The 23,723-nt window shown below is 36.8% G+C and carries 24 protein-coding genes and 1 riboswitch; of the genes, 12 read left to right on the forward strand and 12 right to left on the reverse strand.

Annotated elements, in window-relative coordinates; translation table 11 throughout:
- The first annotated feature begins 217 nt into the window (after nucleotides 1-217).
- The 5 genes from allC to allD all read left to right on the forward strand — a co-directional run bounded on the left by allC (nucleotide 218) and on the right by allD (nucleotide 5,556).
- On the forward strand, nucleotides 218-1,444 hold the full coding sequence (allC, locus tag A9G08_RS04885; RefSeq protein WP_065562616.1) for an allantoate deiminase: 1,227 nt from the start codon (nucleotides 218-220) through the stop codon (nucleotides 1,442-1,444).
- A gap of 12 nt (nucleotides 1,445-1,456) precedes the next feature.
- Entirely contained in the window at nucleotides 1,457-2,677 is a 1,221-nt protein-coding gene (locus A9G08_RS04890; protein ID WP_065562617.1) for an MFS transporter, read from the forward strand.
- A 109-nt stretch (nucleotides 2,678-2,786) separates the two neighbouring features.
- Nucleotides 2,787-3,566 carry a (S)-ureidoglycine aminohydrolase gene (allE, locus tag A9G08_RS04895; protein ID WP_065562618.1) on the forward strand — a complete coding sequence of 260 codons (780 nt, stop codon included), beginning with the start codon at nucleotides 2,787-2,789 and terminating at the stop codon, nucleotides 3,564-3,566.
- A gap of 20 nt (nucleotides 3,567-3,586) precedes the next feature.
- The gene (locus A9G08_RS04900; RefSeq protein ID WP_065562619.1) at nucleotides 3,587-4,483 is read left to right on the forward strand and encodes a carbamate kinase; all 897 of its coding nucleotides are present in this window, start codon (nucleotides 3,587-3,589) and stop codon (nucleotides 4,481-4,483) included.
- Nucleotides 4,484-4,506: 23 nt separating this feature from the next.
- The gene (gene allD / locus A9G08_RS04905; protein ID WP_065562620.1) at nucleotides 4,507-5,556 is read left to right on the forward strand and encodes an ureidoglycolate dehydrogenase; all 1,050 of its coding nucleotides are present in this window, start codon (nucleotides 4,507-4,509) and stop codon (nucleotides 5,554-5,556) included.
- 166 nt (nucleotides 5,557-5,722) lie between these two features.
- Here the strand turns inward: allD and A9G08_RS04910 are convergent, their stop codons facing one another.
- Complete coding sequence (locus A9G08_RS04910; protein WP_065562621.1) at nucleotides 5,723-7,075, reverse strand: hypothetical protein; 1,353 nt, start codon at nucleotides 7,073-7,075, stop codon at nucleotides 5,723-5,725.
- A gap of 1,068 nt (nucleotides 7,076-8,143) precedes the next feature.
- Here A9G08_RS04910 and A9G08_RS04915 point away from each other — a divergent pair.
- Together A9G08_RS04915 and asnA are read left to right on the forward strand one after the other, a co-directional pair.
- Nucleotides 8,144-8,557 (forward strand): hypothetical protein, encoded by a 414-nt coding sequence (locus tag A9G08_RS04915; protein WP_065562622.1) that lies wholly within the window; start codon nucleotides 8,144-8,146, stop codon nucleotides 8,555-8,557.
- 242 nt (nucleotides 8,558-8,799) lie between these two features.
- Nucleotides 8,800-9,792, forward strand: a complete 993-nt coding sequence (gene asnA / locus A9G08_RS04920; protein ID WP_065562623.1) for an aspartate--ammonia ligase — start codon at nucleotides 8,800-8,802, stop codon at nucleotides 9,790-9,792.
- A 46-nt stretch (nucleotides 9,793-9,838) separates the two neighbouring features.
- Here asnA and tenA read toward each other — a convergent pair whose 3' ends face one another.
- The 5 genes from tenA to A9G08_RS04945 all read right to left on the reverse strand — a co-directional run bounded on the left by tenA (nucleotide 9,839) and on the right by A9G08_RS04945 (nucleotide 13,902).
- Nucleotides 9,839-10,483: a thiaminase II gene (gene tenA, locus A9G08_RS04925; protein ID WP_065562624.1), complete on the reverse strand. Its 645-nt coding sequence runs from the start codon at nucleotides 10,481-10,483 to the stop codon at nucleotides 9,839-9,841.
- Nucleotides 10,484-10,534: 51 nt separating this feature from the next.
- Nucleotides 10,535-10,623: riboswitch (TPP riboswitch) on the reverse strand.
- A 36-nt stretch (nucleotides 10,624-10,659) separates the two neighbouring features.
- On the reverse strand, nucleotides 10,660-11,064 hold the full coding sequence (locus tag A9G08_RS04930) for a DUF1161 domain-containing protein (protein ID WP_065562625.1): 405 nt from the start codon (nucleotides 11,062-11,064) through the stop codon (nucleotides 10,660-10,662).
- Between the two features lie 135 nt (nucleotides 11,065-11,199).
- Entirely contained in the window at nucleotides 11,200-11,433 is a 234-nt protein-coding gene (locus tag A9G08_RS04935) for a hypothetical protein (RefSeq protein ID WP_065562626.1), read from the reverse strand.
- A 402-nt stretch (nucleotides 11,434-11,835) separates the two neighbouring features.
- A complete protein-coding gene (locus A9G08_RS04940; protein WP_081299490.1) occupies nucleotides 11,836-12,099 on the reverse strand; it encodes a SemiSWEET family transporter in 264 nt (87 codons plus the stop codon).
- 399 nt (nucleotides 12,100-12,498) lie between these two features.
- Nucleotides 12,499-13,902, reverse strand: coding sequence for an aminotransferase-like domain-containing protein (locus tag A9G08_RS04945; RefSeq protein ID WP_065562627.1), 1,404 nt, complete (start codon nucleotides 13,900-13,902; stop codon nucleotides 12,499-12,501).
- 109 nt (nucleotides 13,903-14,011) lie between these two features.
- On the opposite strand from A9G08_RS04945, the gene pdxS reads away from it, so the two are divergent.
- The 3 genes from pdxS to A9G08_RS04960 all read left to right on the forward strand — a co-directional run bounded on the left by pdxS (nucleotide 14,012) and on the right by A9G08_RS04960 (nucleotide 16,205).
- Nucleotides 14,012-14,896 carry a pyridoxal 5'-phosphate synthase lyase subunit PdxS gene (gene pdxS / locus A9G08_RS04950; RefSeq protein ID WP_176701519.1) on the forward strand — a complete coding sequence of 295 codons (885 nt, stop codon included), beginning with the start codon at nucleotides 14,012-14,014 and terminating at the stop codon, nucleotides 14,894-14,896.
- The gene (pdxT, locus tag A9G08_RS04955; protein WP_065562629.1) at nucleotides 14,896-15,477 is read left to right on the forward strand and encodes a pyridoxal 5'-phosphate synthase glutaminase subunit PdxT; all 582 of its coding nucleotides are present in this window, start codon (nucleotides 14,896-14,898) and stop codon (nucleotides 15,475-15,477) included. Before pdxS ends, pdxT begins: the two co-directional genes overlap by 1 nt.
- A gap of 326 nt (nucleotides 15,478-15,803) precedes the next feature.
- Complete coding sequence (locus A9G08_RS04960) at nucleotides 15,804-16,205, forward strand: GFA family protein (protein WP_081299491.1); 402 nt, start codon at nucleotides 15,804-15,806, stop codon at nucleotides 16,203-16,205.
- Nucleotides 16,206-16,261: 56 nt separating this feature from the next.
- Here A9G08_RS04960 and A9G08_RS04965 read toward each other — a convergent pair whose 3' ends face one another.
- The 6 genes from A9G08_RS04965 to nlpD all read right to left on the reverse strand — a co-directional run bounded on the left by A9G08_RS04965 (nucleotide 16,262) and on the right by nlpD (nucleotide 21,240).
- Nucleotides 16,262-16,702, reverse strand: coding sequence for a pyridoxamine 5'-phosphate oxidase family protein (locus tag A9G08_RS04965; RefSeq protein ID WP_065562630.1), 441 nt, complete (start codon nucleotides 16,700-16,702; stop codon nucleotides 16,262-16,264).
- A 4-nt stretch (nucleotides 16,703-16,706) separates the two neighbouring features.
- Complete coding sequence (locus A9G08_RS04970; RefSeq protein ID WP_065562631.1) at nucleotides 16,707-17,294, reverse strand: UbiX family flavin prenyltransferase; 588 nt, start codon at nucleotides 17,292-17,294, stop codon at nucleotides 16,707-16,709.
- Nucleotides 17,295-17,423: 129 nt separating this feature from the next.
- Complete coding sequence (locus A9G08_RS04975; RefSeq protein WP_065562632.1) at nucleotides 17,424-18,632, reverse strand: aldose 1-epimerase family protein; 1,209 nt, start codon at nucleotides 18,630-18,632, stop codon at nucleotides 17,424-17,426.
- Nucleotides 18,633-18,691: 59 nt separating this feature from the next.
- Complete coding sequence (locus tag A9G08_RS04980; protein WP_065562633.1) at nucleotides 18,692-19,267, reverse strand: thymidine kinase; 576 nt, start codon at nucleotides 19,265-19,267, stop codon at nucleotides 18,692-18,694.
- Nucleotides 19,268-19,355: 88 nt separating this feature from the next.
- Nucleotides 19,356-20,108, reverse strand: coding sequence for a 2,3-diphosphoglycerate-dependent phosphoglycerate mutase (gpmA, locus tag A9G08_RS04985; RefSeq protein ID WP_065562634.1), 753 nt, complete (start codon nucleotides 20,106-20,108; stop codon nucleotides 19,356-19,358).
- A 112-nt stretch (nucleotides 20,109-20,220) separates the two neighbouring features.
- Nucleotides 20,221-21,240, reverse strand: coding sequence for a murein hydrolase activator NlpD (nlpD, locus tag A9G08_RS04990; protein WP_255305724.1), 1,020 nt, complete (start codon nucleotides 21,238-21,240; stop codon nucleotides 20,221-20,223).
- Between the two features lie 371 nt (nucleotides 21,241-21,611).
- Here nlpD and rsmI point away from each other — a divergent pair, with 371 nt between their 5' ends.
- Nucleotides 21,612-22,439, forward strand: a complete 828-nt coding sequence (gene rsmI, locus A9G08_RS04995; protein WP_065562636.1) for a 16S rRNA (cytidine(1402)-2'-O)-methyltransferase — start codon at nucleotides 21,612-21,614, stop codon at nucleotides 22,437-22,439.
- A gap of 158 nt (nucleotides 22,440-22,597) precedes the next feature.
- Nucleotides 22,598-23,689 carry a redox-regulated ATPase YchF gene (ychF, locus tag A9G08_RS05000; protein WP_065562637.1) on the forward strand — a complete coding sequence of 364 codons (1,092 nt, stop codon included), beginning with the start codon at nucleotides 22,598-22,600 and terminating at the stop codon, nucleotides 23,687-23,689.
- The last annotated feature ends 34 nt before the right edge of the window (nucleotides 23,690-23,723 follow it).

The raw sequence follows: 23,723 nt of genomic DNA on the forward strand, positions 1-23,723 counted from the left end.
AAAGATTGTTAAAAAATTTTTTATAATAATAACTACTTAATTTAATTAAATTTCACAAATATAAAAAAGCTAGTTTGATCACATTATTATTTGATATTAATAGTATGGTAAACAAAAAAACATTTAAAATGATCCGTAGTATCGACACGATATGTGCGGTTAACATTAAAAGCAAAATGTTAACGATGATGGAGTTTTAAATAGCAGGTAAATATTTATGAATATTTTATATGATGATGTTGCTAATGCAGTTAAATGGATATCGAGCTTTGGTGGTTTAGAACAAGGCGGAACAACTCGATTACTTTATACTGAACAATGGCTTACTGCCCAAAATGCAATTAAAGAAAAACTCTCACAAATTGGCATGAACACCTATTTTGATGATATTGGTAACTTATATGGTCGATTTGAAGGCAGTAAATATAAAGAACAAGTCATCATGTCTGGCTCGCATGTTGATACCGTTGTTAATGGTGGAAAACTTGACGGCCAACTTGGCATCATTGCCGCTATGCTTGCCATGAAATACCTAAAAGAGAACTACGGCCAACCATTACGCACCTTAGAACTTATCTCCATGGCAGAAGAAGAAGGCAGTCGCTTTCCTTATGTCTTTTGGGGAAGCAAAAACGTATTTGCCATCGCCAACAATGATGATGTTGCCGATATCGAAGACAACAATGGCATTAAATTTGTCGATGCAATGAACAACTGCGGATTTAAATTTAACACCCAAAAAGCACGCACCGATATCAAAGCCTTTTTAGAGTTACACATTGAACAAGGAGGCGTACTTGAGCGGGAAGAAAAAAGCATAGGAGTTGTAACCAGCATCGTTGGACAACGTCGTTACAATATCCGCTTAATAGGTGAAGCAAATCATGCAGGCACCACACCAATGAGTTACCGTAAAGATGCAATCTACGCTTTTAGCCGAATTTGCAACGAATCCATTAACAAAGCAATTAAAGTGGGTGATCCATTAGTATTAACCTTCGGTCATGTTGAACCAAAACCCAATGTGGTTAATGTCGTTCCGGGGGAAGTGATGTTCACAATAGACTGTCGTCACACTAACCAAGAAGAACTTAAAAGCTTTACCGAAGAGATTGAAGCTGACATGATCCGCATCGCCAAAGAACTGGGCCTTGAGATCGAAATAAATCGTTGGATGGATGAAGCCCCAATTCCAATGGATGACAAACTTATAAAAATGCTCGAAAACATCTGCAACCAAGAAAAACTAAGCTATCGCGTAATGCATAGTGGTGCCGGTCACGACTCACAAATTTTTGCACCACGAGTACCGACCGCCATGTTATTTGTACCAAGCATCAAAGGCATCAGCCACAACCCTGCTGAAGATACTAAAACCGAAGACTTAGTTGAAGGAATAAAAGCATTAACTTATGCCCTTTACCAATTGGCTTATCAAGAATAATAAGGAATTAAAATGACAGAAAAAAAAGGTGGCATACAGTACTGGCATAAAATCGTCGCTTTATTATTCCTCGGTTGGTTAGTGATGTGGATTTATCGCCCCGTATTAGCAGCGATTTTTCCTGAAATTCAACAAACTGTAGGACCACAATCAAATACTGAGCTGGGCTTAATTGCTAGCTGTTACTTTTTTTCCTACACCTTAATGCAAATTCCAGCTGGGATCTTAGTTGACAAATATGGTAAAAAAGCCGTCGTGATTCCTGGTTTCATACTCTTTACCATTGCCGCGATCATGATCGGTAATGCACACTCAATGATGATGATCTATATTGGTAGCTTACTGGCGGGTCTTGGTTGTGGCTCTTACTATGGTTCGGCTTGGTCATTATCCGCCGAAAATATTCCAGCTGAAAATCGTAGCTTCGCCTCTGCCATTATCAATACTGGCGCGGCGTTAGGTATGGGTGTTTGCTTATTATCCACCAGCTTCTTAGTTAAAGCGTTGGATATGCCATGGCAATATATGCTCTATATTATTGCGGCCCTAACACTCTGCTTAATTGCTGGATTTGCAATTATCATTAAAGAGCCATCGATTAAAAGCGTTATCGAACAAAAACAGAAAACGGAAACGGCGCCGAAAGAAAAACATAACTTCTTTAGTAGCCCAATGGTTGCTTGTTACATTATGTACTTTGCAACATGCTATGGCTATTACATGGTGGTAAGCTGGTTACCTAACTTTCTTGAAACTGAACGAGGCTTTACTGGCGGAAGCATTGGCTCTGCATCATCCTTAGTCGCATTCGCGGCTATTCCTGGCGCACTTGTCATCAGTAAAATCTCGGATAAATTTCGTGCTAAACGACTATTTTTTATTATCGTATTAGAACTGCTTTCAGCCGGAACACTATTCATGGCAGTCCAATCATCCACCATCACCTTATTATTGATGGGTTTAATCCTCTATGGATTATTTGGCAAATTTGTTGTTGAGCCGATTCTAATATCTCACGTGGCTGACATTGCCCCAAAAAGCAGTTATGGCACAGCATTTGGTGTATTTAACTTCTTTGGCATGAGTTCATCAGTGATAGCACCACCATTAACAGGATTATTAGCGGACATAACAGGAACCAAAATCACGGGGTTCTATGTGGCTATTGCAATATTAGTTATTGCAACAGCATTATTCTTTTTAATTAATTTGCGTAAACACATAACCAACTGATTCACGCAAAAGCATCGACTATTTATCGGTTTTTGATAAATAGTCGAAAAAAGTAGTACTCACGGCAAACCTTGCCTAAATCTAAAGCATATGTTCCAAGGAGATCATTATGGGATATATCAATAACAACATCGGCTACCCAAAAGACCTATTAGCGTCCCGCGCGATAATCAAACGTCATAATTTTGCCTTAATACCGCCTGATGGCTTAGTTAAAAATATCATTCCCGGCTTTGAAAATTGTGACATCACCATCTTAGCCACGCCTAAACTAGGGGCATCCTTTGTCGATTACCTTGTCACCATGCACCAAGGTGGTCAAAACTTACAAGGATTTGGGGATGATGATATTGAAGTATTCGCCTATGTGATAGAGGGTGAGGTCAACGCAAAAGCCAATGACCAATCACACCGTTTACAAACTGGTGGCTACATTTACTGCCCCGCTGGGGTTAAACTCTATTTACAAAATATGACCACTTCATCACGTTTATTCCTGTACAAACGTCGCTACACCCCTATTTCCGGTTATCAAACACGTGTGATTGCCAATCATATTCAACAACTAGAGCTCATGAATTATGAAAATATGGATAACGTATTTATACAAGACCTTCTCCCCAAAGAACTCGGTTTTGATATGAACTTCCATATTCTTACCTTCCTACCGGGTGCAAGTCATGGCTATATCGAAACCCATGTACAAGAACACGGCGCCTACTTACTTAGTGGTGAAGGTATGTACCTACTTGATAACCAGTGGATACCGGTTAAAAAAGACGACTACATCTTTATGGGAGCCTATGCGCTACAAGCGTGTTACTCTGTTGGCCAACAACCACTGAGTTATATCTACTCAAAAGATTGTCATCGGGATGTGGACATCTAAACAAAAATAAAGGACACCGTATGGAACTAATAGTTATTGCATTAGGTGGTAATGCGATTTCAAAACGAAATGAATTACTCTCTATTGACAACCAATACCAAAACATCAACAGCACGACCCAATTTATTGCCAAATTAGCCAATAAATATCGACTTGTTATTGTTCACGGCAATGGACCACAAGTTGGATTACTTGCTCTACAAAATGCCAGCTACCCAAGCGTACCCGCCTACCCGCTTGATGTCCTTGTTGCTCAAACACAAGGCATGTTAGGGTATATGATACAGCGAAGCTTACAGCAATATGTCAACCAAGTTACCTGCGTATTAACACAAGTCGAAGTAGACAGCAACGACCCATCATTCAAAGATCCAACCAAATTTATAGGTCCGGTATATCAACCTGAAGAACAACAAAAACTACAAGTCCAATATGGTTGGCAATTTAAACAAGATGGCAAATACCTAAGACGCGTTGTTGCATCCCCAAAACCGAAAAAAATTATCGAACTTAATACCATCAAAGAGCTAATTAACCAAGATACCATCGTCATCTGCAATGGTGGGGGCGGAATTCCCGTAATAAAAGATAAATCGGGTTATAAAGGTATCGAGGCGGTTATCGACAAAGATCATAGCGCTGCCCAACTGGCAATCGAACTAAAGGCTGACCACTTAATGATATTAACCGATACTGACGCCGTTTATGAAAACTGGGGCACACCTGAGCAAACCGCTCTAGGCAAGGTTGATACCAAACGAATACAACCAATGGCAATCGATGATGGTGCTATGGGACCAAAAATCAAATCCGTTATTGAATTTGTCGAACAAACTGGCAATACCGCCTATATTGGCAACTTAACAGATATCGAATCGCTATTAGCACAAACAAAAGGCACTATCATCACCAAATAGCGACTATAGATAGGAGTGATAAAATGAGACTAGACAGACAAACACTACACAACTTAATTGCCAAAAAACTACATAAAGCTGGATTAACTCAAGAGCACGCCGATATTGCTGCCGATACGCTTGCATTTGCTGATGCACGAGGCATCCACTCGCATGGCGCCGTACGAGTTGAATATTATGCTGAACGCATTGCAAAAGGAGGCATGACTCACTCCCCCAATGTCACCTATAAAGAAACCGGTCCATCATCAGCAATATTAGATTTTGATAACGGATGCGGATTAGTTGCCGCTAAAGTTGGTATGGACAAAGCCATAGAAATGGCGAAGAAAAATGGCGTTGCCGTAGTCGGAATTCGTCGAATGTCACATAGTGGCTCGCTTTGTTACTTTACCGAAATGGCAGCTAAACAAAACTTAGTCGCCATATCCATGTGCCAATCTGACCCAATGGCGGTTCCTTATGGTGGCGCAGAAGAATTTTTTGGAACCAACCCAATCGCATTTGCAGCACCAACGAACGACGAAAGGATTGTCTCATTTGACATGGCAACCACTGTCCAAGCTTGGGGAAAAGTCTTATACGCCAGATCAAAAGGCGCCTCCATTCCCCCAACATGGGCGGTTGATGAACATGGTGAACCAACAACCGATCCCCACAAAGTAAACGCCCTACTACCAATAGCCGATGCCAAGGGTTATGGACTAATGATGATGGTCGATGTACTTTCAGGCATATTACTTGGCTTACCATTTGGTAAAAACGTTTCATCAATGTATGCGGATCTATCCCAAGGGCGCAACCTTGGTCATCTGCATATTGTGATCAACCCACAATACTTTGTTGGACTCGAAATCTTTAAACAAACCATGTCAGCTATGCTTGACCAACTAAAACAAACCAAACCAGCCAAAGGCAATAGTGAAATCTTCTTTCCAGGCGAAAGAAGCAAAAAACGTGAAGCCGATTACTTAAAAAATGGCATAGAGATAGTTGATGATATCTATAATTATTTAATTAGTGATGATATTCATTACAATCGTTATGATCATAAAAATAAATTTGCCGAATAATATCAAGGTTTCAAAAACCCCGCTCCTCAACTTTTTTTGAGATAAAACACCACAAAAATACCCGCCTAGGCGGGTAATTTAAACGTCGCTAAGCCACAAAATCGCTTTTTTATAGCTCAACCACTTTGACTTTTCTAGTCAGCTATCTATTTTAATTCTTTCGTTCTTACCTTATGCAAAGCCCAGAGGCGTGTGAGTAATAGCTATCTGTGGTCATCCTAGCCACTCTGCCATCAGTTATTCTTACAACAAAAAAATAAGGAAAACGACCACCACTACCATACTCATCGCTAGTCCAGAAGTACGATTTGTTGAAGCCAGCGTAATAACGGGTCATATCACCCCACTCAGTGAAAAAACCGGCACCAATATAACGCTGGTAATAATTATCACGTGAGCGAGGTCTAGCTCCAACGGAGTTGTGACAGAGCGTTTCTGAAACGCTATTAGGACAAGATGCATTTGTTAAATCCCTTACCATAGGCATACCGTAACCAAGACTTCTACACCAAGATCTCATAGAATCATAACTCCGATCACCATAACCTCGGTTGACGAACCACCGCTTTATAGTAAAACCATATTTAACAACAGGATTACCTTGACTGTCTTGACCGACCAACTCGAAGGTCTGAGGCAAAGTAGGTATAGAAATACGACCAGGATTGGCTGAATCATGCTGGGATTCGGTAGCGAAAGGACCAGTTAAAGTAACGCGTACACTTGTAGAAGTAGAATTAGACATTGTGACTGTGATCTCCCCCTGAGAAACAGGAGACCAAGACAACGCCTGATTACCCCCGCCAATAAGTAAATCAAAGTACAATCCATTAGCACCAGTAGTAGGAAAGTTTGAAGCATAGCGTGATGGGTCAGTTGATTGAGGAAGAAAACCATTATTTTGGTCCCATATCCTGGAAAGACCAGAATATGGATATGAACCTAAACTCAGACTAGGTCTGGCAAAACAAACCACCGGCGTAGCTTTAGGATTCAAGAAATAAGTCACACTACTTTCATTGAAAGCTCGACTATTAGGAACCCCATAACGTGTGGATAATGTACCACCAGTACTGGATAATGTAACGCGATAAGGTGCCTTACAAATCTCTGGCACAGTACTACGTGATACAGCTTGATTGTTTTTATCAACGATAGATAAACTTAAACGACCAGTAGCACTAACGCCAGAATCTCCATCATCATCACCCCAATAATTATTAGGTGGACCGATAAGAGTACTTAAATCGACTGAATTTGTATCAGTAGGAACGAACATACGAATATCAGCAAAACTCTGACCCGCAGCCGGCAAGGCGATTGGTGCTGAAGAAGATGAAGTATTGGTTGAAGGTGTATATTTAATTCCGTTAGATAGCGTAATCCCAAGCAGACCGTTAGCATCAACCGCACGTGTACGACCACCGTCGAAAGTCAGATACGGTGCACTACCCTGTATCGCATTCCTAGTTGTCTGTGATGTCAATGCGTGACCAGAAAAAGGAAGGAAAAGAGCCACGAAAAAAACAATCTGCCGGGATAATTTGGAAAAGCTGAAGGATCGAAAACAGGATCTGAAAGAGGATCCGGAAAACGATCGGAAAAAAGATCGAGAGGAGGATCGCGGGAGCGATCGCGCGAAAATTCGCGGAATTTCACTTGATTGCGTGGAAAAACAAGTTTCAGTGAAAAATTTAAGCTGAGAGCTGGACTTAGACGAATTTAAAAGATAGGTTGGCCAGGTTGCCTGTTGCCTGTTGCCTGTTGAAAATTATAATGCATTTTGGACTACCCTGTCAAGTAATTTTTTGATTAATTTGCAATTTTACACGTTTCTGTCAAATTTTAGCCCATTAGCTAAAACCGTGTAAAAAGTATAGTGATTGGAAAAACACGATGCAACACTTTTTTTCACTCACTTGCGTTAACTTTCGTAAAGAGGTTCTAAAATGGTTCTAGTTTATAATTATTTAACTGCTGTTTTAATTAGAGATATTGTGATTACAAATCTTTAAAATTAGAGCGATTGATCCTCGAAAATTTTATTTTAGGGCTTTAAATTAGAAATTTAGTGATTTTGATATTTTAATAATTTTTTAAGTGAAATTGAGAACCTCAAAAACCCCGCTCCTCAACTTTTTTGATGGAAAAACACGATAACTAAAGAGTGCCATATTTAGAACGGAATTATTTATTTTAGGCAACATTGCAAAACAAAATTTAGAACCCCAAAAACCCCGCTCCTCAACTTTTTTTGCGATAGAAACCTCAAAAATAAACCCGCGGGTAATTCAAACGTCGCTAAGCCGCTCAATCGCTTATTACGATTTCTTCGACTATTTAATTTTTAAATACATATCCTCTCCCTTTACGAAAGGATTTTATGCAATAACTTATCTGATCATATTTCATCCATTCGTAAGTCTGAATTTTTTCTATATGATAGTTATGATCTCTTACTACATTTCTATTTTAATTAGTTTTTAATAGTTTTATAATCAATCCCCTCAACTTATTAAAATCTTCGATTTTTAATAAAAACAATGTGTTAATTAAGAGTAAATTTTCAACGCAAGGGAGTATTAACATGAATGATGGGTTAAAGCTAGAAAAAATAAAAGCCTTATTTGAAAAACTTGAATTACCTGATTTTAATAGCTCATCAGTAATTTATGGTTCTATCCACCCAAAACTTTGGAGATTTGCACTTTTTCAGGGCGCAGCCGCTTTTGATATTAAACACTACCTTATTTATTTTAAGTCCGATGAAATTATTTTAATTGGCTTAACTCTCGCTGGAGATTTAACGAATGATGTTATTCGAATCCCGGTGACGTCAATTTCAAATTTCAAGTTCAAAAAAGGCTGGATTACCAGCAAACTTGAATTTACTTTGGCTGAAAACAAAAGGTATCCATTTATAGTACCTAATTTTGTGTTCATCGCAAAATGGCAAAAGCCAAATTTAACCCATATTGTTTCCACCTATTTTAATCAATAATTAACTCAATTATCTTTTACCTATATGATGAAACATAATTACCTAATATATTGTATTATTGGGTAATTTAATTTCATTTTTTACGTTTAATGTGTGATGCAGTCCTTGCCCATATCGGGAATCTGTGAATTTAATTATAGTGCTTAGCGCTTTATAAAAAGTCCGTATATGTTCTAACTTGCATATTTCTGTTTTCTAGTTTAATTTATCGTCACTAACCCATTCACTTTTTGAGATGAGACATGACGATATCATTTAAAGAGCAGCAACAACGGATCAATTTTGTTAAACAATTTTTTGCTGAGCAATTAGCTAATAATTTATCACTAATTGAAGTTCAAGCCCCACTTTTGAGTCAAATTGGTGATGGTGTTCAGGATAATTTATCTGGGACTGAGAAGGCGGTTCAGGTTAATATTAAGAGTATTCCTGATGCACAATTTGAAGTGGTTCATTCACTCGCTAAATGGAAACGTAAAATCTTGAGCCAACATAATTTTCCAGTTGGTGAAGGTATTTATACCAATATGAAAGCACTTCGCCCTGATGAAGATAAGCTCTCCCCTATTCACTCTGTTTATGTCGATCAATGGGATTGGGAAAAAGTGATTCGTCCTGAAGATCGGAATCTAGCTTATTTAAAACAGACGGTAGAGAAGATTTATAGTGCTATTAAGGCTACAGAAAAAGTGGTTTCAGAAAAATATCATCTTTCTTGTTTTTTACCAGAGTCGATCACTTTTATGGATAGTGAGCAGTTATTAAAACGTTATCCTAATTTGTCACCAAAAGAGCGCGAAAACGCGATTACTAAGGAGTTAGGCGCAGTATTTTTAATCGGTATTGGCGGTGATTTGTCAAATAAAGAAAAACACGATGTGCGCGCCCCTGATTATGATGATTGGAGTAGCGATAATGAGATGGGGTCTAAAGGATTAAATGGTGATATTTTAGTTTGGAATCCAGTTTTAAATAGTGGTTTTGAAATTTCGTCAATGGGTATTCGCGTCGATCCTGAGACGTTAAAGCGTCAATTAAAATTAACCAATAATGAAGATCGTCTCCAATATGCTTGGCATAAGGCATTAGCTAATGGTGATTTTTTACAGACAATTGGTGGCGGGATTGGACAATCTCGACTAACTATGTTGCTTTTACAACAACATCATATTGGGCAAGTCCAAGCAAGTGTTTGGGATGATGTAACCAAGCAAAACTATCAACAACTTTTATAATTCATGCTCAGCATGTTTTATCTAAAATGGTAAAGCATGCTATTTACTAGTCACTTTTATCCAATGCCATTTGCCAAAAATTTATTTCCAATTGCGTCGCTTGCTTAAATATTTGGCTTAATTGTTTAAATCGGTTTTCACTAATATTAAGTAATTGTCCTTCTATCCAAGCAATTTCTTTTTGTACTGCTTGTTGAAACTCCTTACTAGCATACATCTCAATCCAAGAGCGATATGGGTTGTTTTCGTCCCAACCTTGAATCCAATTGGCAATCATGCCATACCCAATTAAACAGGGCGCCATCGCTATGTGTATATCTAATATATCGCCTTGTAATCCTATATCAAGCACATAACGTGTATAATCGCTATTGGCTTTGGCTTCCTTTAATGTGCTTAGTTCATATTCAGATATGTGCCATTTTTTGCAATATTCAATATGCAGATCGAGTTCAACTTCAACAATGATTTTTAAACTCTCTAATGATTGACGAATTTGAGCAATGTCGTGACTTTTATATACTGCAAGTCCCCAAGCTCGGGAAAAGTTGATTAAAAAAAGATAATCTTGTTTCAGGTAGTATTGAAAACAGGTTAAGTGTAATGTGCCTTTTCCTAATTGTTGAACAAAATCATGTTGAATATAGTGTTTCCACTCGCTTGATTCAATCAGTGAGTTAAATGATGGCATAATGACTCCTTTTTGACAAATTCGCTATAAGGAGTTAAACAGATTTCTATAATAGACGTGTTTTAAACTCCCTTCGTCGGTATTAACCGAATCAGGTTCAACGGGTATAATCTCAGCCTATAGCACCCCGGTTAAACAAATTATAAAATTTATAAAATGGTTACTTAAATTTCCGTTTATTCTGCTTTTTGTTCAGTTTCCTGAGATTCTGTAGAAGTCGGCTCTGGAGTTTGAACTTTTTCTACTGGTGCCGAAGCTGGCGTTTGAACTGGAGCGTTACTAGGGCTGTAGCACTCGACGGGTTGTGGTGTGATTTCAACAGGTGTTTCAGGCTCATCTTTAACTGATTTTGATGATGGTGTACGAATATAAACAATGCTTTGTTTACCTCGATCACATGATCCAACGATTTTACCTTCAATATTTTGTTCATCTTGAGGAACAAGTTTTAATTGGAAGCTATTTTCATTAACACCGTTATTTTTAATTTTTTCGGCGATATTTGCACTAATTTCGTCACAATTGGACGCAGATGCAATAACTGGGAGACCTAATAATAACACTACTGCTAACTTTTTCATGATCTTTCCTTAAGATTATCGAGTAACTGATGCATTATAAAACGATTGTTTAAACTGTCCATATCGTTTTGAATAACGCTGCAAATAAATTTTATCAATAGATTTGAAAAAGCTAGCTTAGTATAGATTTTTTAGTTAATTCTGCTCTTGGTGTTGGTTTTCAAGTAATTTTAATTTATCTAGAACCCATGAGCGAATATCGGATAATTCGGCTTCAGATAATTGATTTACAAAGTCTCTTTTTGCGTGGAGTTGTTTGCGATCTTCTTCAGTCAAAACCACACCTTTTAAATTTAATAATACCTCTTTACGGTACATTGAGTAGATAAAATCTTTTATCAAATCATCGGAAAGATTAATATCAGCCATGGTGATTTCCTTATTTTATAAAACTCATTTGTTAATCATCAAATTTAGTTAATCTTTGTATAAATAACATTCTGATAGATTTTGAAGATGAATCCAGCCTAAAAAATAGGCTGACTTTTACTATAGTCTAATCACTATTAGATAACAATAGTAAATCGATAAATTAGATTAATCGATTAAATTATTCACTTTATTATTTGATAAGTATTTAACAAACCTGTTGATAACTCCATAACAATATAATAATTAATAAGTTATATGCAAGGTTAATTTTTAATCTTCTCTGATTTCTCAATTTTTGAGTAACAATTATCTAGCCTATTTCATAAGAATTGTGATTATAAAAAAATACAGCATATATTATGCTGTATAAAGAAAATATAAGGGAGTTAAAACAAGAATTTATAAAGCAGTAATAAACGCGGTTAAACCAAATAATACCCCTGGAAAATTAGCTATTGCAATTGGCCAATCCTTTTTTTGTCGTAATAAGCCATAACAGACCCATAATGAGCAGTTAATTGCTGCCGCTAAAGGTTGAGTTGGATTAGCTTTAAATCCATGAAGATTGTCGATAATTTGTGGGATATACGATACGTACATTCCTAATGATGCAAGTGTTGCGATAACACCCAAATAGTGAAAAGCTTTTGGAGAAAGATTCAAAATCAGCCTACCTGCTTATATATGAAAGGAGCAAATAATCTAACATATATAGCAAGTGAGTTAAATATTGGTGTACCGTGGTTTCAGATAATATTTTGTAAATAAAATGATAAGATTTTTTATGTGAATCTATTTTAAGTAATCGGATATGGTTTTTAATAATAAATGTTATTGCTACGAATGCCTTATATCAAACGCAAATTGTTATATCATATAATATAGCTAATAAGGCATAAAAACCGCGATTTTTTGATAGTTTTGTGATTATTTAGCTGAGATTCAATCCAATAATGAGATTTGAAGTTTACCGATTAACCCTACCTTGTTTGTCTAGGCAGTTATGATCTATTTATTAACGCCAAATACCTGTTAGAACAATCAATAAAAACTTAGTTCGCTTTATCTCATCAAATCTTTTGCAAAATGACCATAACTTAAACGTATAGCGCCAACTCGATCCCCAAAGTCAGTGCCTTGTGACACTATTATATGCTTTGCTAGTAATTGATTTAAAATAGCCAACTCTTGTGCCTGACTGCTAACGGGCAAATGGGCATATAGATGAAAACCGCCTGTGGGTATCTGGTAATTGATGTCACCTTTAAAATAGTCATCAAGCCAATCTATTAGTTGGTTAGCCTTCTGTTTTAATTGCTGGCGTAACCATTCTTGATGGGATTGGTAGTGATGAGTCAAATATTCTTCAGCTAAAAGTTGCGGTAATATACTTAATCCCGAGTCAATGTGATGCCTTATATTGGCTAGTTTTTCGATAATTTCTTTCGGTGCAATCATCCAACCAATACGTATATTGCGACCAATATATTTGGATAATGATCCTAAATAGATAACTTGATTACTGGTATCATATTTTTTTATCGGGTCGATATGACTCTTTTGATCAAAAGCTAACCCACTATAAGCATCATCCTCAACAATACCAATACACTGCTTTCGACAAAATGCCAATATCTGTTTTTTTCGATGATTACTCATCACACATCCCGTTGGATTTTGAAATATTGGATTTAGAAATAACCATTTAATTTGCCGTTCTAAACTGACTTTTTGTAAACTCTCTAAGGTTATCCCTTCAGCATCACACTCAATACCATATAACCGCAAGCCTGCTGCTTGAAATAGTGGTAATGAATAGAAATATGAAGGTGATTCAATGCCTATTGCATCGCCAGGTTTTAATAATCCTTGAGTAATTAAAAAGAGGGATTGCTGCGTTCCTGAGGTTATTAAAATTTGATCGGTATCAACCATCATACCAAATTGGTTCAACATATAATTGGCGATCTGCACTTTGAGTGTAGGTAGACCCAATTGCAATATGTCGCTTTGCTTTTCATAAGCAACCATTTCATGAGAGGTGATATTGGGTAACATTAATTTGGGCATCATATGAGTTGGTAAATCACCATTAGCCAAATCACAGATGTTCGCCATTTGCTGACGAGTCTGAAATACTTTTTGTTGATATACACTTTTGCGATTTTGATAGAAATGGGCTGGCAGTCGCCAGTTAATGGTGGAGTAAGCTTGAAGCCCCCATTTTTGATCATTAATAAAGGTTCCACTACCCTGCTTACGAACCAATACATTACGTTCAGTTAAGATATCTAGCGCATGGACAATAGTGGAGCGGTTAACGTGCAGATTTTTAGCCAACTCTCGCTCTGATGGTAATCTCTCACCCGCTATTAATACCCCTTGTTCAATGTAATTTTCAATCAACTGGATCACTTTTTTAAATAGTGCTCCGTCAAAAGCCGCTAATTTTTGTTTATTCCACATCGTCTATCAGTTTTTTGATTTATGCATAATTGGATGGGTTAATTATAGTCCAATTGGCTGTTTATTGTAGCAATTTTATTTTGAATAATACTTTATTTAATTAGGAGTAATCATGAAAACAGGTACACAAACAGTAAAACGTGGCATGGCACAGATGCAAAAAGGCGGTGTGATTATGGATGTAGTTAATGCCGAACAAGCAAAAATTGCTGAGCAAGCAGGTGCAGTGGCTGTAATGGCTTTAGAACGTGTTCCCTCTGATATACGCGCTGCTGGAGGCGTAGCACGAATGGCTGATCCAACAATCGTTGAAGAAGTGATGAAAGCAGTTACCATACCTGTTATGGCAAAAGCGCGAATCGGTCATATCGTTGAGGCACGCATTTTAGAGTCCATGGGCGTAGATTATATTGATGAAAGCGAAGTGCTGACACCAGCGGATGAACAATATCATTTATTGAAAGATGAATTTACCGTACCTTTTGTTTGTGGTTGTCGTGACTTAGGCGAAGCACTGCGTCGAATTGGTGAAGGTGCTTCGATGCTACGCACCAAAGGTGAACCAGGAACAGGTAATATTGTAGAAGCAGTAAGGCATATACGTCGAGTGAATGAACAAATTCGTTTAGTTGTTGGTAAATCAAAAGATGAGTTGATGACATTTGCTAAAGAGATTGGTGCACCTTATGAGTTGATATTACAAATCAAACAACTGGGTAAACTACCGGTTGTTAATTTTGCTGCTGGTGGCATTGCTACGCCTGCTGATGCTGCATTGATGATGCAACTTGGTGCCGATGGTGTGTTTGTTGGTTCAGGTATTTTTAAATCGCAAAATCCGGAAAAATTCGCTAAAGCAATCGTTCAAGCAACAACATATTTTGACGATTATCCAAGATTAGCTGAACTTTCAAAAGGATTAGGTGGAGCGATGAAAGGTATCGAAATTAGTAAATTAAGCGAATCTGAAAGAATGCAGGAGCGAGGTTGGTAATGAGCTCAAAAGCAAGTAAAACCATTGGTGTGCTTAATTTACAAGGCGCAGTGACTGAACATTTAAATATGCTTGCAACTATTGATTTAGTCATCCCAATTGCAGTAAAAAAGCCCGAGCAATTGAGTCAAGTTGATGGTTTAATTATTCCGGGTGGTGAATCAACAGCAATAAGTCGTTTAATTCGGCAAAATGGCTTATTTGAACCAATCCAAGAGTTTGCCAAGCAAGGTAAAGGGATCTTTGGTACCTGCGCGGGTTTGGTGCTTTGCGGTAATGAAACAAGCCATAGCGAAGTTGAACAACTGGGTTTGATGGATATTGTGGTTGAACGTAATGGATTTGGTCGGCAAATTGCTAGCTTTGAGACGATGTTAGATATTGCACCTATTGGCAAGCAAGTTCCAGCTGTTTTTATCCGAGCGCCCTATATTGCTAAGGCGGGCAAGCAAGTCACACAACTTGCTTTTATTGATAATCATTGCGTAATGGCAGAGCAAGATAATATTTTAGTCTGCTCATTCCATCCCGAACTAACGACCGATAACCGCATAATGCGCTATTTTATTGAAAAATGCTGACTGTTTTTCTCTTATATAAAAAGATATTCGATTATAGGCACTAATTATTGGTGCCTTTTTCTCCTCAAAAACCCCGCTCCTCAACTTTTTTTCTATTTTTTAAGTTATTCCTAACTTATTTCTGATTTTAATGTATTTGAAGGGAATAAATCGGATAAATAAGTAAATTTAGTTTATTTGATTATTGGCACTAATTATTGGTGCTTTTTTTCCTCAAAAACCCCGCTCCTCAACTTTTTTTATCTATTTTTTAAATTACTTGTAATTTATTTTTATCTGTCTTTATAATGTGTTAACAAATGATAAATAAAAAAGGTAAATAAATTATGATGACAGGAAGTTGTTTATGTGGCAAGGTTGTCTATCAACTAAATAATGAGATTAAAACAATTGTGTATTGTCATTGCTCGCGTTGTCGCAAACAAACAGGTTCGGCTTTTAATGCTGCAACAGCCATTAACAAGGAAGATTTAACTTTTATTAATGGCGAAGAAAAGATAAAAATTTTTTCATGCTCAGGCGTTAATCGCCATTTTTGTGGTCAATGTGGTTCACACCTTTTTTCTAGTCGTGATAATGATAATCATAGTTATCGATTACGTATTGGCCTAATTAATGAACCAATTAATGCAGAAAAGCGTATTCATATTTATACCGGTTCAAAAGCGAATTGGGATATTATTTGTGATGGTTATCCTGAATTCGAAGAAGGAATCCCCCCAAAATAATTCGATGTTAATATCATTCGCTGGATGATGTTTATTTTCGAAAGCTAAGTCTGCTTTTAAAGGCCTTCATTACGTTGCCAATGGGTTTTATGCGCAAAACCCATTAGGTTATTTGTCATCTTGATTTGTTGCAATTGAATAGACCAAATCGGTGCTTTCATCACTCTGGCAAAAGGAAAGGCATGATAATAAAGTTTATAAGCATGACTTGCTTGATTCTCAGCAAGCAATTGAGCGTTGCCCGTAAATTGTATCCCTTGAATTTTGGCAATCGATTTTGGACTAATGCTAATCGTGCCAGCAACATTAGGATTTTTTAGCATCGCTTGTGCGTGTTGGGTTTTCAATTCTGATAAGAAATATAAGCACCAATTAACTTCATCAAATACATAAAATGCGTTGCATGACCAAGGTTGGTTTTCTGCTAATATTAGGCTCAAACTTAACACATGTTGCTGTTTAATAAATTGCACGATTTTATGGTCAGATGATTTCATTATTTTATTCAAATTTTTGATTAAGACTCATATCCTCACCCCAGCGCGGTAAACTAGGTACATCAATATCAAACAGATCAAGCGCTCTGGCAACACTATGAGTGATAATATCATCGACACTTTCAATATGTTGATATAACGCAGGAACAGGTGGAAAAATAATTCCCCCCATTAATGTCACCGCTTCCATATTTTTAATGTGTCCTAGATGTAATGGGGCTTCTCGTGTCATTAACACTAAGCGACGACGCTCTTTTAAAACGACATCAGCAGCGCGTGTTAATAAATTATCAGATAGACCATGAGCTATTGCTGCCAGTGTTCGCATCGAGCAAGGTGCAACTAACATGCCCATTGTTTTATATGACCCACTAGCAATTGCAGCGCCAATATTGTCAACCGAATAGACCATATCGGCTAAAGATTCTAATTGTGCTAACTGGGATTTAGAATGTTCGTAATTCCCGGTTATTTTAGCCGCTTTTGATATGACAAGATGGGTTTGAATGTCCATTGGTTTTAGGAGTTCTAAAGCTTTTATACCATAAGCAAAGCCTGTTGCGCCACTTATACCAACTATCATTCTTCTCATATTGATTCCTACAGTCAAATTTCTGAATTTATTTTAACTTAGATTAGTGCGTTAAGGTATGGGAATTTTTTTAATCGCGGAGTGAAAGTCACCGCTAACCTTTTTGTTAGCGGTGGAATTTGATATAACTTATTCTTTAGCCATTGGTTGTTCAACTACTTTTGTAGTTTGTTTACCTTGGATGGTTTTAATTTTGTCACCATAAGTTTTTACAGCTTCTTTATTTGATAATAAGCTATATGTTAGCTTAAAGTCAGCGCTTTTACCTGGTTCTAATTGAGGAACACGTTTTTGTTCACGTTCAATAGTAACTGGATAGGCAAAGCTTGTACCTGGCTCAATACCGGTCACGTAACCTTGTTTAAGCGTATCGGTGTTTTTCCATAATGTAAGCACTGGTAACTGTTTAGTATTAAATGAAATACCAACCCCTTTATCACCTGCTTTGTTAGCCAACATCACTTGAGTTTGATTTTTTGAATCCGCATAAGGGAAGATGTTATAAACCATTTCGTCAAAGTTTTTTGTTGGTCCTAAATAGGTTTGCCAATTTTTAAGGCCGGTAGCCGCATAATCATTGAATGGTGAAACTTCTTTAACAGGTGCAACAAATTTTGCCCCTTCTTCAAGGATTGGTGTACCAAAATTGCTGTGATAGATAATTTGATAATCACGCGGGTAATCACCTTGGTTAGTCACAGTATCGTGAACAGTAAACTCTTTAGTTCCTGGTACATGAGAAATTCTAACCCAAGTTTCTAAATTGCTTTTTTTGAAAGCTTTTTCTTTGATAAGACCACTAACGGTAATGGTGTATGGTGCTTCGTCTTCAATATCAACAAACAGTTTTGAAACAGGTGTATTTTGCGCACGTCCATGAAGGGTATACATCATTCCATCAGCTTGTACTGCATGACCTGTCCATTCAAAACCACAACGAACCATCATTTCATTAAAACCATCTAACCAACCATTACCACCACGGCTTTCTAAGTTGATATTATTTGGATGAACGATTTCTTCAACCGGGGAATCCCAACCTAAACGGACTCCATCACCTTCAACTGAAAGGATACCTAGACCACGAGTTGGGCTTAATTTAATAGTCAATCCATCACTTTTAATAGTTAAAACTTCAACATCATTTTGAAGCCCACCTCTAAGAACTGTATTTCTTAAATAAAAATTCGGTGCACCTTTTGCATGCTGATCACTTGATACTACCCAGCCACCTTTTCTAATTTGAATGTCGGTGTCAGTAATAATATAATGTGTAGCATTGGCAGAATAGGAGATTGCTCCAAGCGCTAGAGCTAACGTAAGATTTCTAATTTTCATGAGATTAATTCCTTATAATTATAATTAAAATATATATCCATCATAAGCAAGGATATGCGTTAATTGGGTCTTACCTTCCCTGCTTTCCAGTGTTTTCGACAAACTGAATGGTATTCACTATCACCAAGATGAATTGAATTACCAAATTTAACGATTTGTCCGTTTTCACCTTCTAACAGAATCATTGTCGCTTTTTTACCGCACCAGCATACGGTTTTAAGTTCTCTATAATTATCAGCAATTTCTAATAATGTTTTCGAACCTTCAAACAAATGTCCCATATAATCGGTCTTTAATCCAAAAAACATCATTGGAACGCCAAACTCATCGCATACGTCTGACAACTTCCATATGGTATTGGACGATAAAAATTGACTTTCATCAATCAAAATACACGCATAGTTATTTTGTTTGATCTGTTCAATAATACCATCAACAGTATTATCATCAAGTTGTAATGCTTTTTTACGTAATCCAAGTCGAGATACAATCTCAACTGCGGAGTCGCGAGTATCGACCGATGATTTAAGTAATAATGTCTGCATATTATTACTTAAATAGTTATGATCTATTTGTAGTAATTCAGTGGATTTTCCGGCATTCATTACGCCATAAATATAGTAAATTTTAGACAAAATTTGCGTCTCAAAAAGTTAAATAGTAATTATCAGTAACACTAAAAGTAAAAGGTAAGTCTCTCGACTTACCTTTTTGATGAATAAATTATTTGGCTTTACCTTGGTTTGCTACCGCTGCTTGTTTAGCTGCGATTTCATCAGCATTACCTAAGTAGTAATGTTTAACAACTTTCATATTGTCATCAAATTCATAAACTAATGGTACGCCAGTTGGAATGTTAACATCGATAATGTCATCATCACTGATATTGTCTAAATGCTTAACTAGAGCACGAAGAGAGTTACCGTGAGCTGCAATAATAACACGTTCACCTTTTGCAACACGTGGTGCAATAGTTGATTCCCAATAAGGAAGTACACGTTTAATTGTTAATGCTAGGCTTTCAGTTAATGGTAATTCTGATTCTGGTAATTTGCTATATCGTGAATCGTGACCAGGGAAGCGCTCATCTGATTTTTCAAGTGCAGGAGGAGTGATAGCAAAACCACGACGCCATAATTTAACTTGATCATCACCATATTTAGCAGCAGTTTCAGCTTTATTTAAACCTTGTAACGCACCATAATGACGTTCGTTTAATTTCCAGTTCTTTTCAACCGGTAACCATGCTTGATCAACTTCATCAAGGATGTGCCATAATGTATGAATTGCGCGTTTTAAAACTGAAGTATATGCATAGTCAAATGTAAAGCCTTCTTGTTTTAGTAATTTACCTGCTTCAGCAGCTTCTTTGTTACCTTTGTCAGATAAATCAACATCAGTCCAACCACAAAAACGGTTTTCTTGATTCCAAACGCTTTCTCCGTGACGAATAAGAACTAATTTTTTTACTGCCATGAATATAACTCCTTAGTTACGTAAAATAAAATGGTTAAATGAATTGGACTTTCGTTAAAAATGCACGTTTGATTAAGTGCATTTTTAACGTTTTAATCGTTTTAAACACTTATTATTTAGATAAGTATTTTAATGGATCGACTGATTGCGCTTTATAACGAATTTCAAAGTGTAGCCGTACTGATGAAGTTCCCGTTGCGCCCATTGTCGCAATTTGTTCACCTGCTCGAACATTTTGTTGTTCTTTAACCAAAATAGTTTGGTTATGCGCATACGCCGTTAAATAGTCATCATTGTGTTTTACAATGATTAAGTTACCATAACCTGGTAATGCATTACCAGAATAAACCACTCGACCATCCGCTGCTGCAACGACTTTAGCGCCTAATGAACCAGCAATATCTATACCTTTAGTGGCATTAGAAAATTTTTCAATGATCTTACCTTGTGCCGGCCATTGCCATGTAATATTGGCAACATTCGATGTTGAGCTAGATGGCGATGGCGATGTGGTTGAAGCCGGTTCAGTTACAGTTTCAGTAGTTTCAACTGTATTGGTTGGTTTATTAGTACCAGATGTAGTAGTTGTTGTAGTAGTTACTGTTGTTACAACTGGTTTTGTTGAACTAGTCTGAGCAGGAGTATTCGTTGACGTGGTTTTTTTAGTTTCAACGATCGTTGTGCCACCGCTAACATCAAGCACTTGACCTACACTAACAGCAAAAGGTTCTTTGATATTATTTTTAGCAGCTAATGCTCGATAATCATTACCGGTTACCCAAGCAATATAAAACAGTGTATCGCCTCGTTTGACGGTGTAAGTATCACCTTGATAGCCACCTTTTGGAATATCATTATAATCACGATTATAGACAATACGTTCATTAGATGTCACAACACCTTGACTAGTTGAACCGCTAGTCGAATTACGAGATGCTGGCGCCGATGGTGTATAAGTTGATGTAGATGATGGCGCTCGATTACCTTTGGAAATAATTTCAGGCGGTTTTGTGTAAACCGAGGAGGTAGAAGATCTCGATGAATCAGATATATCTTCGATATCAGCTGGATTTGTCTGCGTACAAGCAGAAATCATCAAACTTAAACAACTTAATGTGAGAATTTTTTTCACAATAACACCTTTCATTTATATATATAGTTTTAATACGAACATTTTATCGTTTTTATAACAAAAAGCTATTATATTAATTACCAGCAAGCTAAATCAATAAAATCACAGCTAAAATAGCATTTTTATTGCTTAAAAACTGTAAATTCGGCAAATTTTACAGTTTATGTTGCTTATTGTAAGTTATTTAGGCGATTTTTAGATGAAATCTGTCACCAAATTGAGTATAAAATGATTGCTAAAATTTGGTTTAATAAATGCCCTATTATTCGTCTATGTTTTATTGATTAAGACTTTTTTCGGCACTAGGAGTATGTACATTAAATTTGGTATAGTATATTTAAGACTTAAAAATTTACAGTGATCCCAAAATAATGACTTTATATATTGTAGCAACACCTATTGGTAATTTAGATGATATTACCCTTCGCGCGATTAATACACTTAAGCAAGTTGACTTAATTGCGGCTGAAGATACCCGTCATAGTGGGCTGCTTTTGCAACATTTGGGGATTAAAGCCAAATTGTTCGCCTTACATGATCATAATGAGCAAGAAAAATCACAACTATTAATTGAAAAACTTAAATCAGGATTATCAATAGCGTTAATATCTGATGCAGGCACACCATTAATTAATGACCCCGGTTATCATTTAGTGAAAGCTTGCCGTGAAAATAATATTAATGTAGTACCCATCCCTGGTGCATGTGCGGCCATTGCGGCACTCTCAGTGGCTGGATTACCTTCCGATAGATTTAGTTATGAGGGATTTTTACCGGCTAAAACAAAAGCTCGACAAGATTATCTCACTACGTTAATTGATGAACCACGAACTATGATTTTTTACGAATCAACGCATCGACTTTTAGATACCTTGCATGATATGCAAACCATTTGGGGAAGCGATAGACAGATTGTGTTAGCTAAAGAGCTGACCAAAACATGGGAAACCATCGTCCATTTTTCCATAAAAGATCTGATTGAATGGTTAGAAGAAGATAGTAACCGACAAAAAGGCGAATTCGTTTTAATTGCCGAAGGTGTGAGTAAAACGGATGATGTGATTGATGCAAAAGCAATTAATACACTAAAACTGTTATTAAATGAGCTACCTTTAAAAAAAGCCGCTGCGATTACTGCTGAAATTTATGGAGTGAAAAAAAATCAATTATATCAGCTCGGATTAACCTTTCAAAATTAGCTAACAATCATACTGTTAATAAAACTATTTTGAGATTAAGCATAGTATCGTTTTAAGTGTTGATTTCGATCTTCTTATATCATCAACATTAGCACAATTAGTGCAATTTAGTATATAATCATTGTTTAAGATTTTTATAACACAAGGTAATAAACAATATGGGATTTAAATGTGGAATTGTCGGTCTACCAAATGTGGGTAAATCAACGCTTTTTAATGCACTAACTAAAGCTGGGATTGAAGCGGCTAACTTTCCGTTTTGTACCATCGAACCTAATACAGGCGTAGTGCCAATGCCCGATCCGCGTTTAGATCAATTAGCGGAAATTGTTAAGCCGCAACGAACATTACCAACGACCATGGAATTTGTTGATATCGCAGGTTTAGTAAAAGGTGCATCTAAAGGTGAAGGACTTGGTAACCAATTCTTAGCTAATATTCGTGAAACCGAAGCAATTGGCCATGTTGTTCGTTGTTTTGAAAACGAAAACATTGTTCATGTTGCAGGTAAAATCGATCCAGCTGAAGATATCGAAATTATTAACACAGAACTTGCGTTAGCCGATCTTGAAGCCTGTGAACGCGCTATTACCCGTTTACAAAAACGAGCCAAAGGTGGTGATAAAGACGCTAAATATGAACTTGAGATTCTTGAAAAGTGCCTTCCTCACCTTGAACAAGGTAAAAAATTATTACTTTTAGATTTAAGTAAAGAAGAACTAGATGCGATTAAATATCTTAGTTTCTTAACGTTAAAACCCACTATGTACATTGCGAATGTCAATGAAGATGGTTTTGAAAACAATCCGTTTTTAGATAAAGTGAAAGCCATCGCTGAACAAGAAAAAGCTGTCGTAGTACCAGTTTGTGCAGCTATTGAGGCAGAACTTGCTGAGCTTGATGATGCTGATCGTGATGAATTTATGCAAGATCTTGGTTTAACCGAACCGGGTCTAAATAGAGTTATCCGCGCGGGTTATAGTTTACTTAACTTACAAACTTATTTTACTGCTGGCGTTAAGGAAGTTCGTGCTTGGACTATCTCGGTTGGTGATACTGCACCTCAAGCTGCGGGGAAAATTCACACCGATTTTGAAAAAGGATTTATCCGTGCACAAACCATTGCCTTTGATGATTTTATCAAATATGGTGGTGAACAAGGTGCTAAAGAAGCAGGAAAAATGCGTTCAGAAGGAAAAGATTATGTCGTGCAAGATGGCGATATTATGAATTTCTTATTTAATGTATAATCAAGTTTTAATGGGTGCAGTTTAATACCGCACC

It is taken from the genome of Gilliamella sp. wkB195, from assembly GCF_001690445.1.
Classification (GTDB): domain Bacteria; phylum Pseudomonadota; class Gammaproteobacteria; order Enterobacterales; family Orbaceae; genus Gilliamella; species Gilliamella apicola_E.

Coding starts and splice junctions, on each gene's coding strand:
- tenA (WP_065562624.1), bottom strand. CDS start 10,483: ATGCCATCATTTAACTCACTGATTGAATCAAGCGAGTGGAAACACTAT.
- pdxT (WP_065562629.1), top strand. CDS start 14,896: ATGAGCTCAAAAGCAAGTAAAACCATTGGTGTGCTTAATTTACAAGGC.
- allE (WP_065562618.1), top strand. CDS start 2,787: ATGGGATATATCAATAACAACATCGGCTACCCAAAAGACCTATTAGCG.
- A9G08_RS04900 (WP_065562619.1), top strand. CDS start 3,587: ATGGAACTAATAGTTATTGCATTAGGTGGTAATGCGATTTCAAAACGA.
- allD (WP_065562620.1), top strand. CDS start 4,507: ATGAGACTAGACAGACAAACACTACACAACTTAATTGCCAAAAAACTA.
- A9G08_RS04915 (WP_065562622.1), top strand. CDS start 8,144: ATGAATGATGGGTTAAAGCTAGAAAAAATAAAAGCCTTATTTGAAAAA.
- A9G08_RS04930 (WP_065562625.1), bottom strand. CDS start 11,064: ATGAAAAAGTTAGCAGTAGTGTTATTATTAGGTCTCCCAGTTATTGCA.
- A9G08_RS04945 (WP_065562627.1), bottom strand. CDS start 13,902: ATGTGGAATAAACAAAAATTAGCGGCTTTTGACGGAGCACTATTTAAA.
- A9G08_RS04965 (WP_065562630.1), bottom strand. CDS start 16,702: ATGAAATCATCTGACCATAAAATCGTGCAATTTATTAAACAGCAACAT.
- ychF (WP_065562637.1), top strand. CDS start 22,598: ATGGGATTTAAATGTGGAATTGTCGGTCTACCAAATGTGGGTAAATCA.
- gpmA (WP_065562634.1), bottom strand. CDS start 20,108: ATGGCAGTAAAAAAATTAGTTCTTATTCGTCACGGAGAAAGCGTTTGG.
- asnA (WP_065562623.1), top strand. CDS start 8,800: ATGACGATATCATTTAAAGAGCAGCAACAACGGATCAATTTTGTTAAA.
- A9G08_RS04975 (WP_065562632.1), bottom strand. CDS start 18,632: ATGAAAATTAGAAATCTTACGTTAGCTCTAGCGCTTGGAGCAATCTCC.
- rsmI (WP_065562636.1), top strand. CDS start 21,612: ATGACTTTATATATTGTAGCAACACCTATTGGTAATTTAGATGATATT.
- A9G08_RS04890 (WP_065562617.1), top strand. CDS start 1,457: ATGACAGAAAAAAAAGGTGGCATACAGTACTGGCATAAAATCGTCGCT.
- allC (WP_065562616.1), top strand. CDS start 218: ATGAATATTTTATATGATGATGTTGCTAATGCAGTTAAATGGATATCG.
- A9G08_RS04960 (WP_081299491.1), top strand. CDS start 15,804: ATGATGACAGGAAGTTGTTTATGTGGCAAGGTTGTCTATCAACTAAAT.
- A9G08_RS04935 (WP_065562626.1), bottom strand. CDS start 11,433: ATGGCTGATATTAATCTTTCCGATGATTTGATAAAAGATTTTATCTAC.
- A9G08_RS04970 (WP_065562631.1), bottom strand. CDS start 17,294: ATGAGAAGAATGATAGTTGGTATAAGTGGCGCAACAGGCTTTGCTTAT.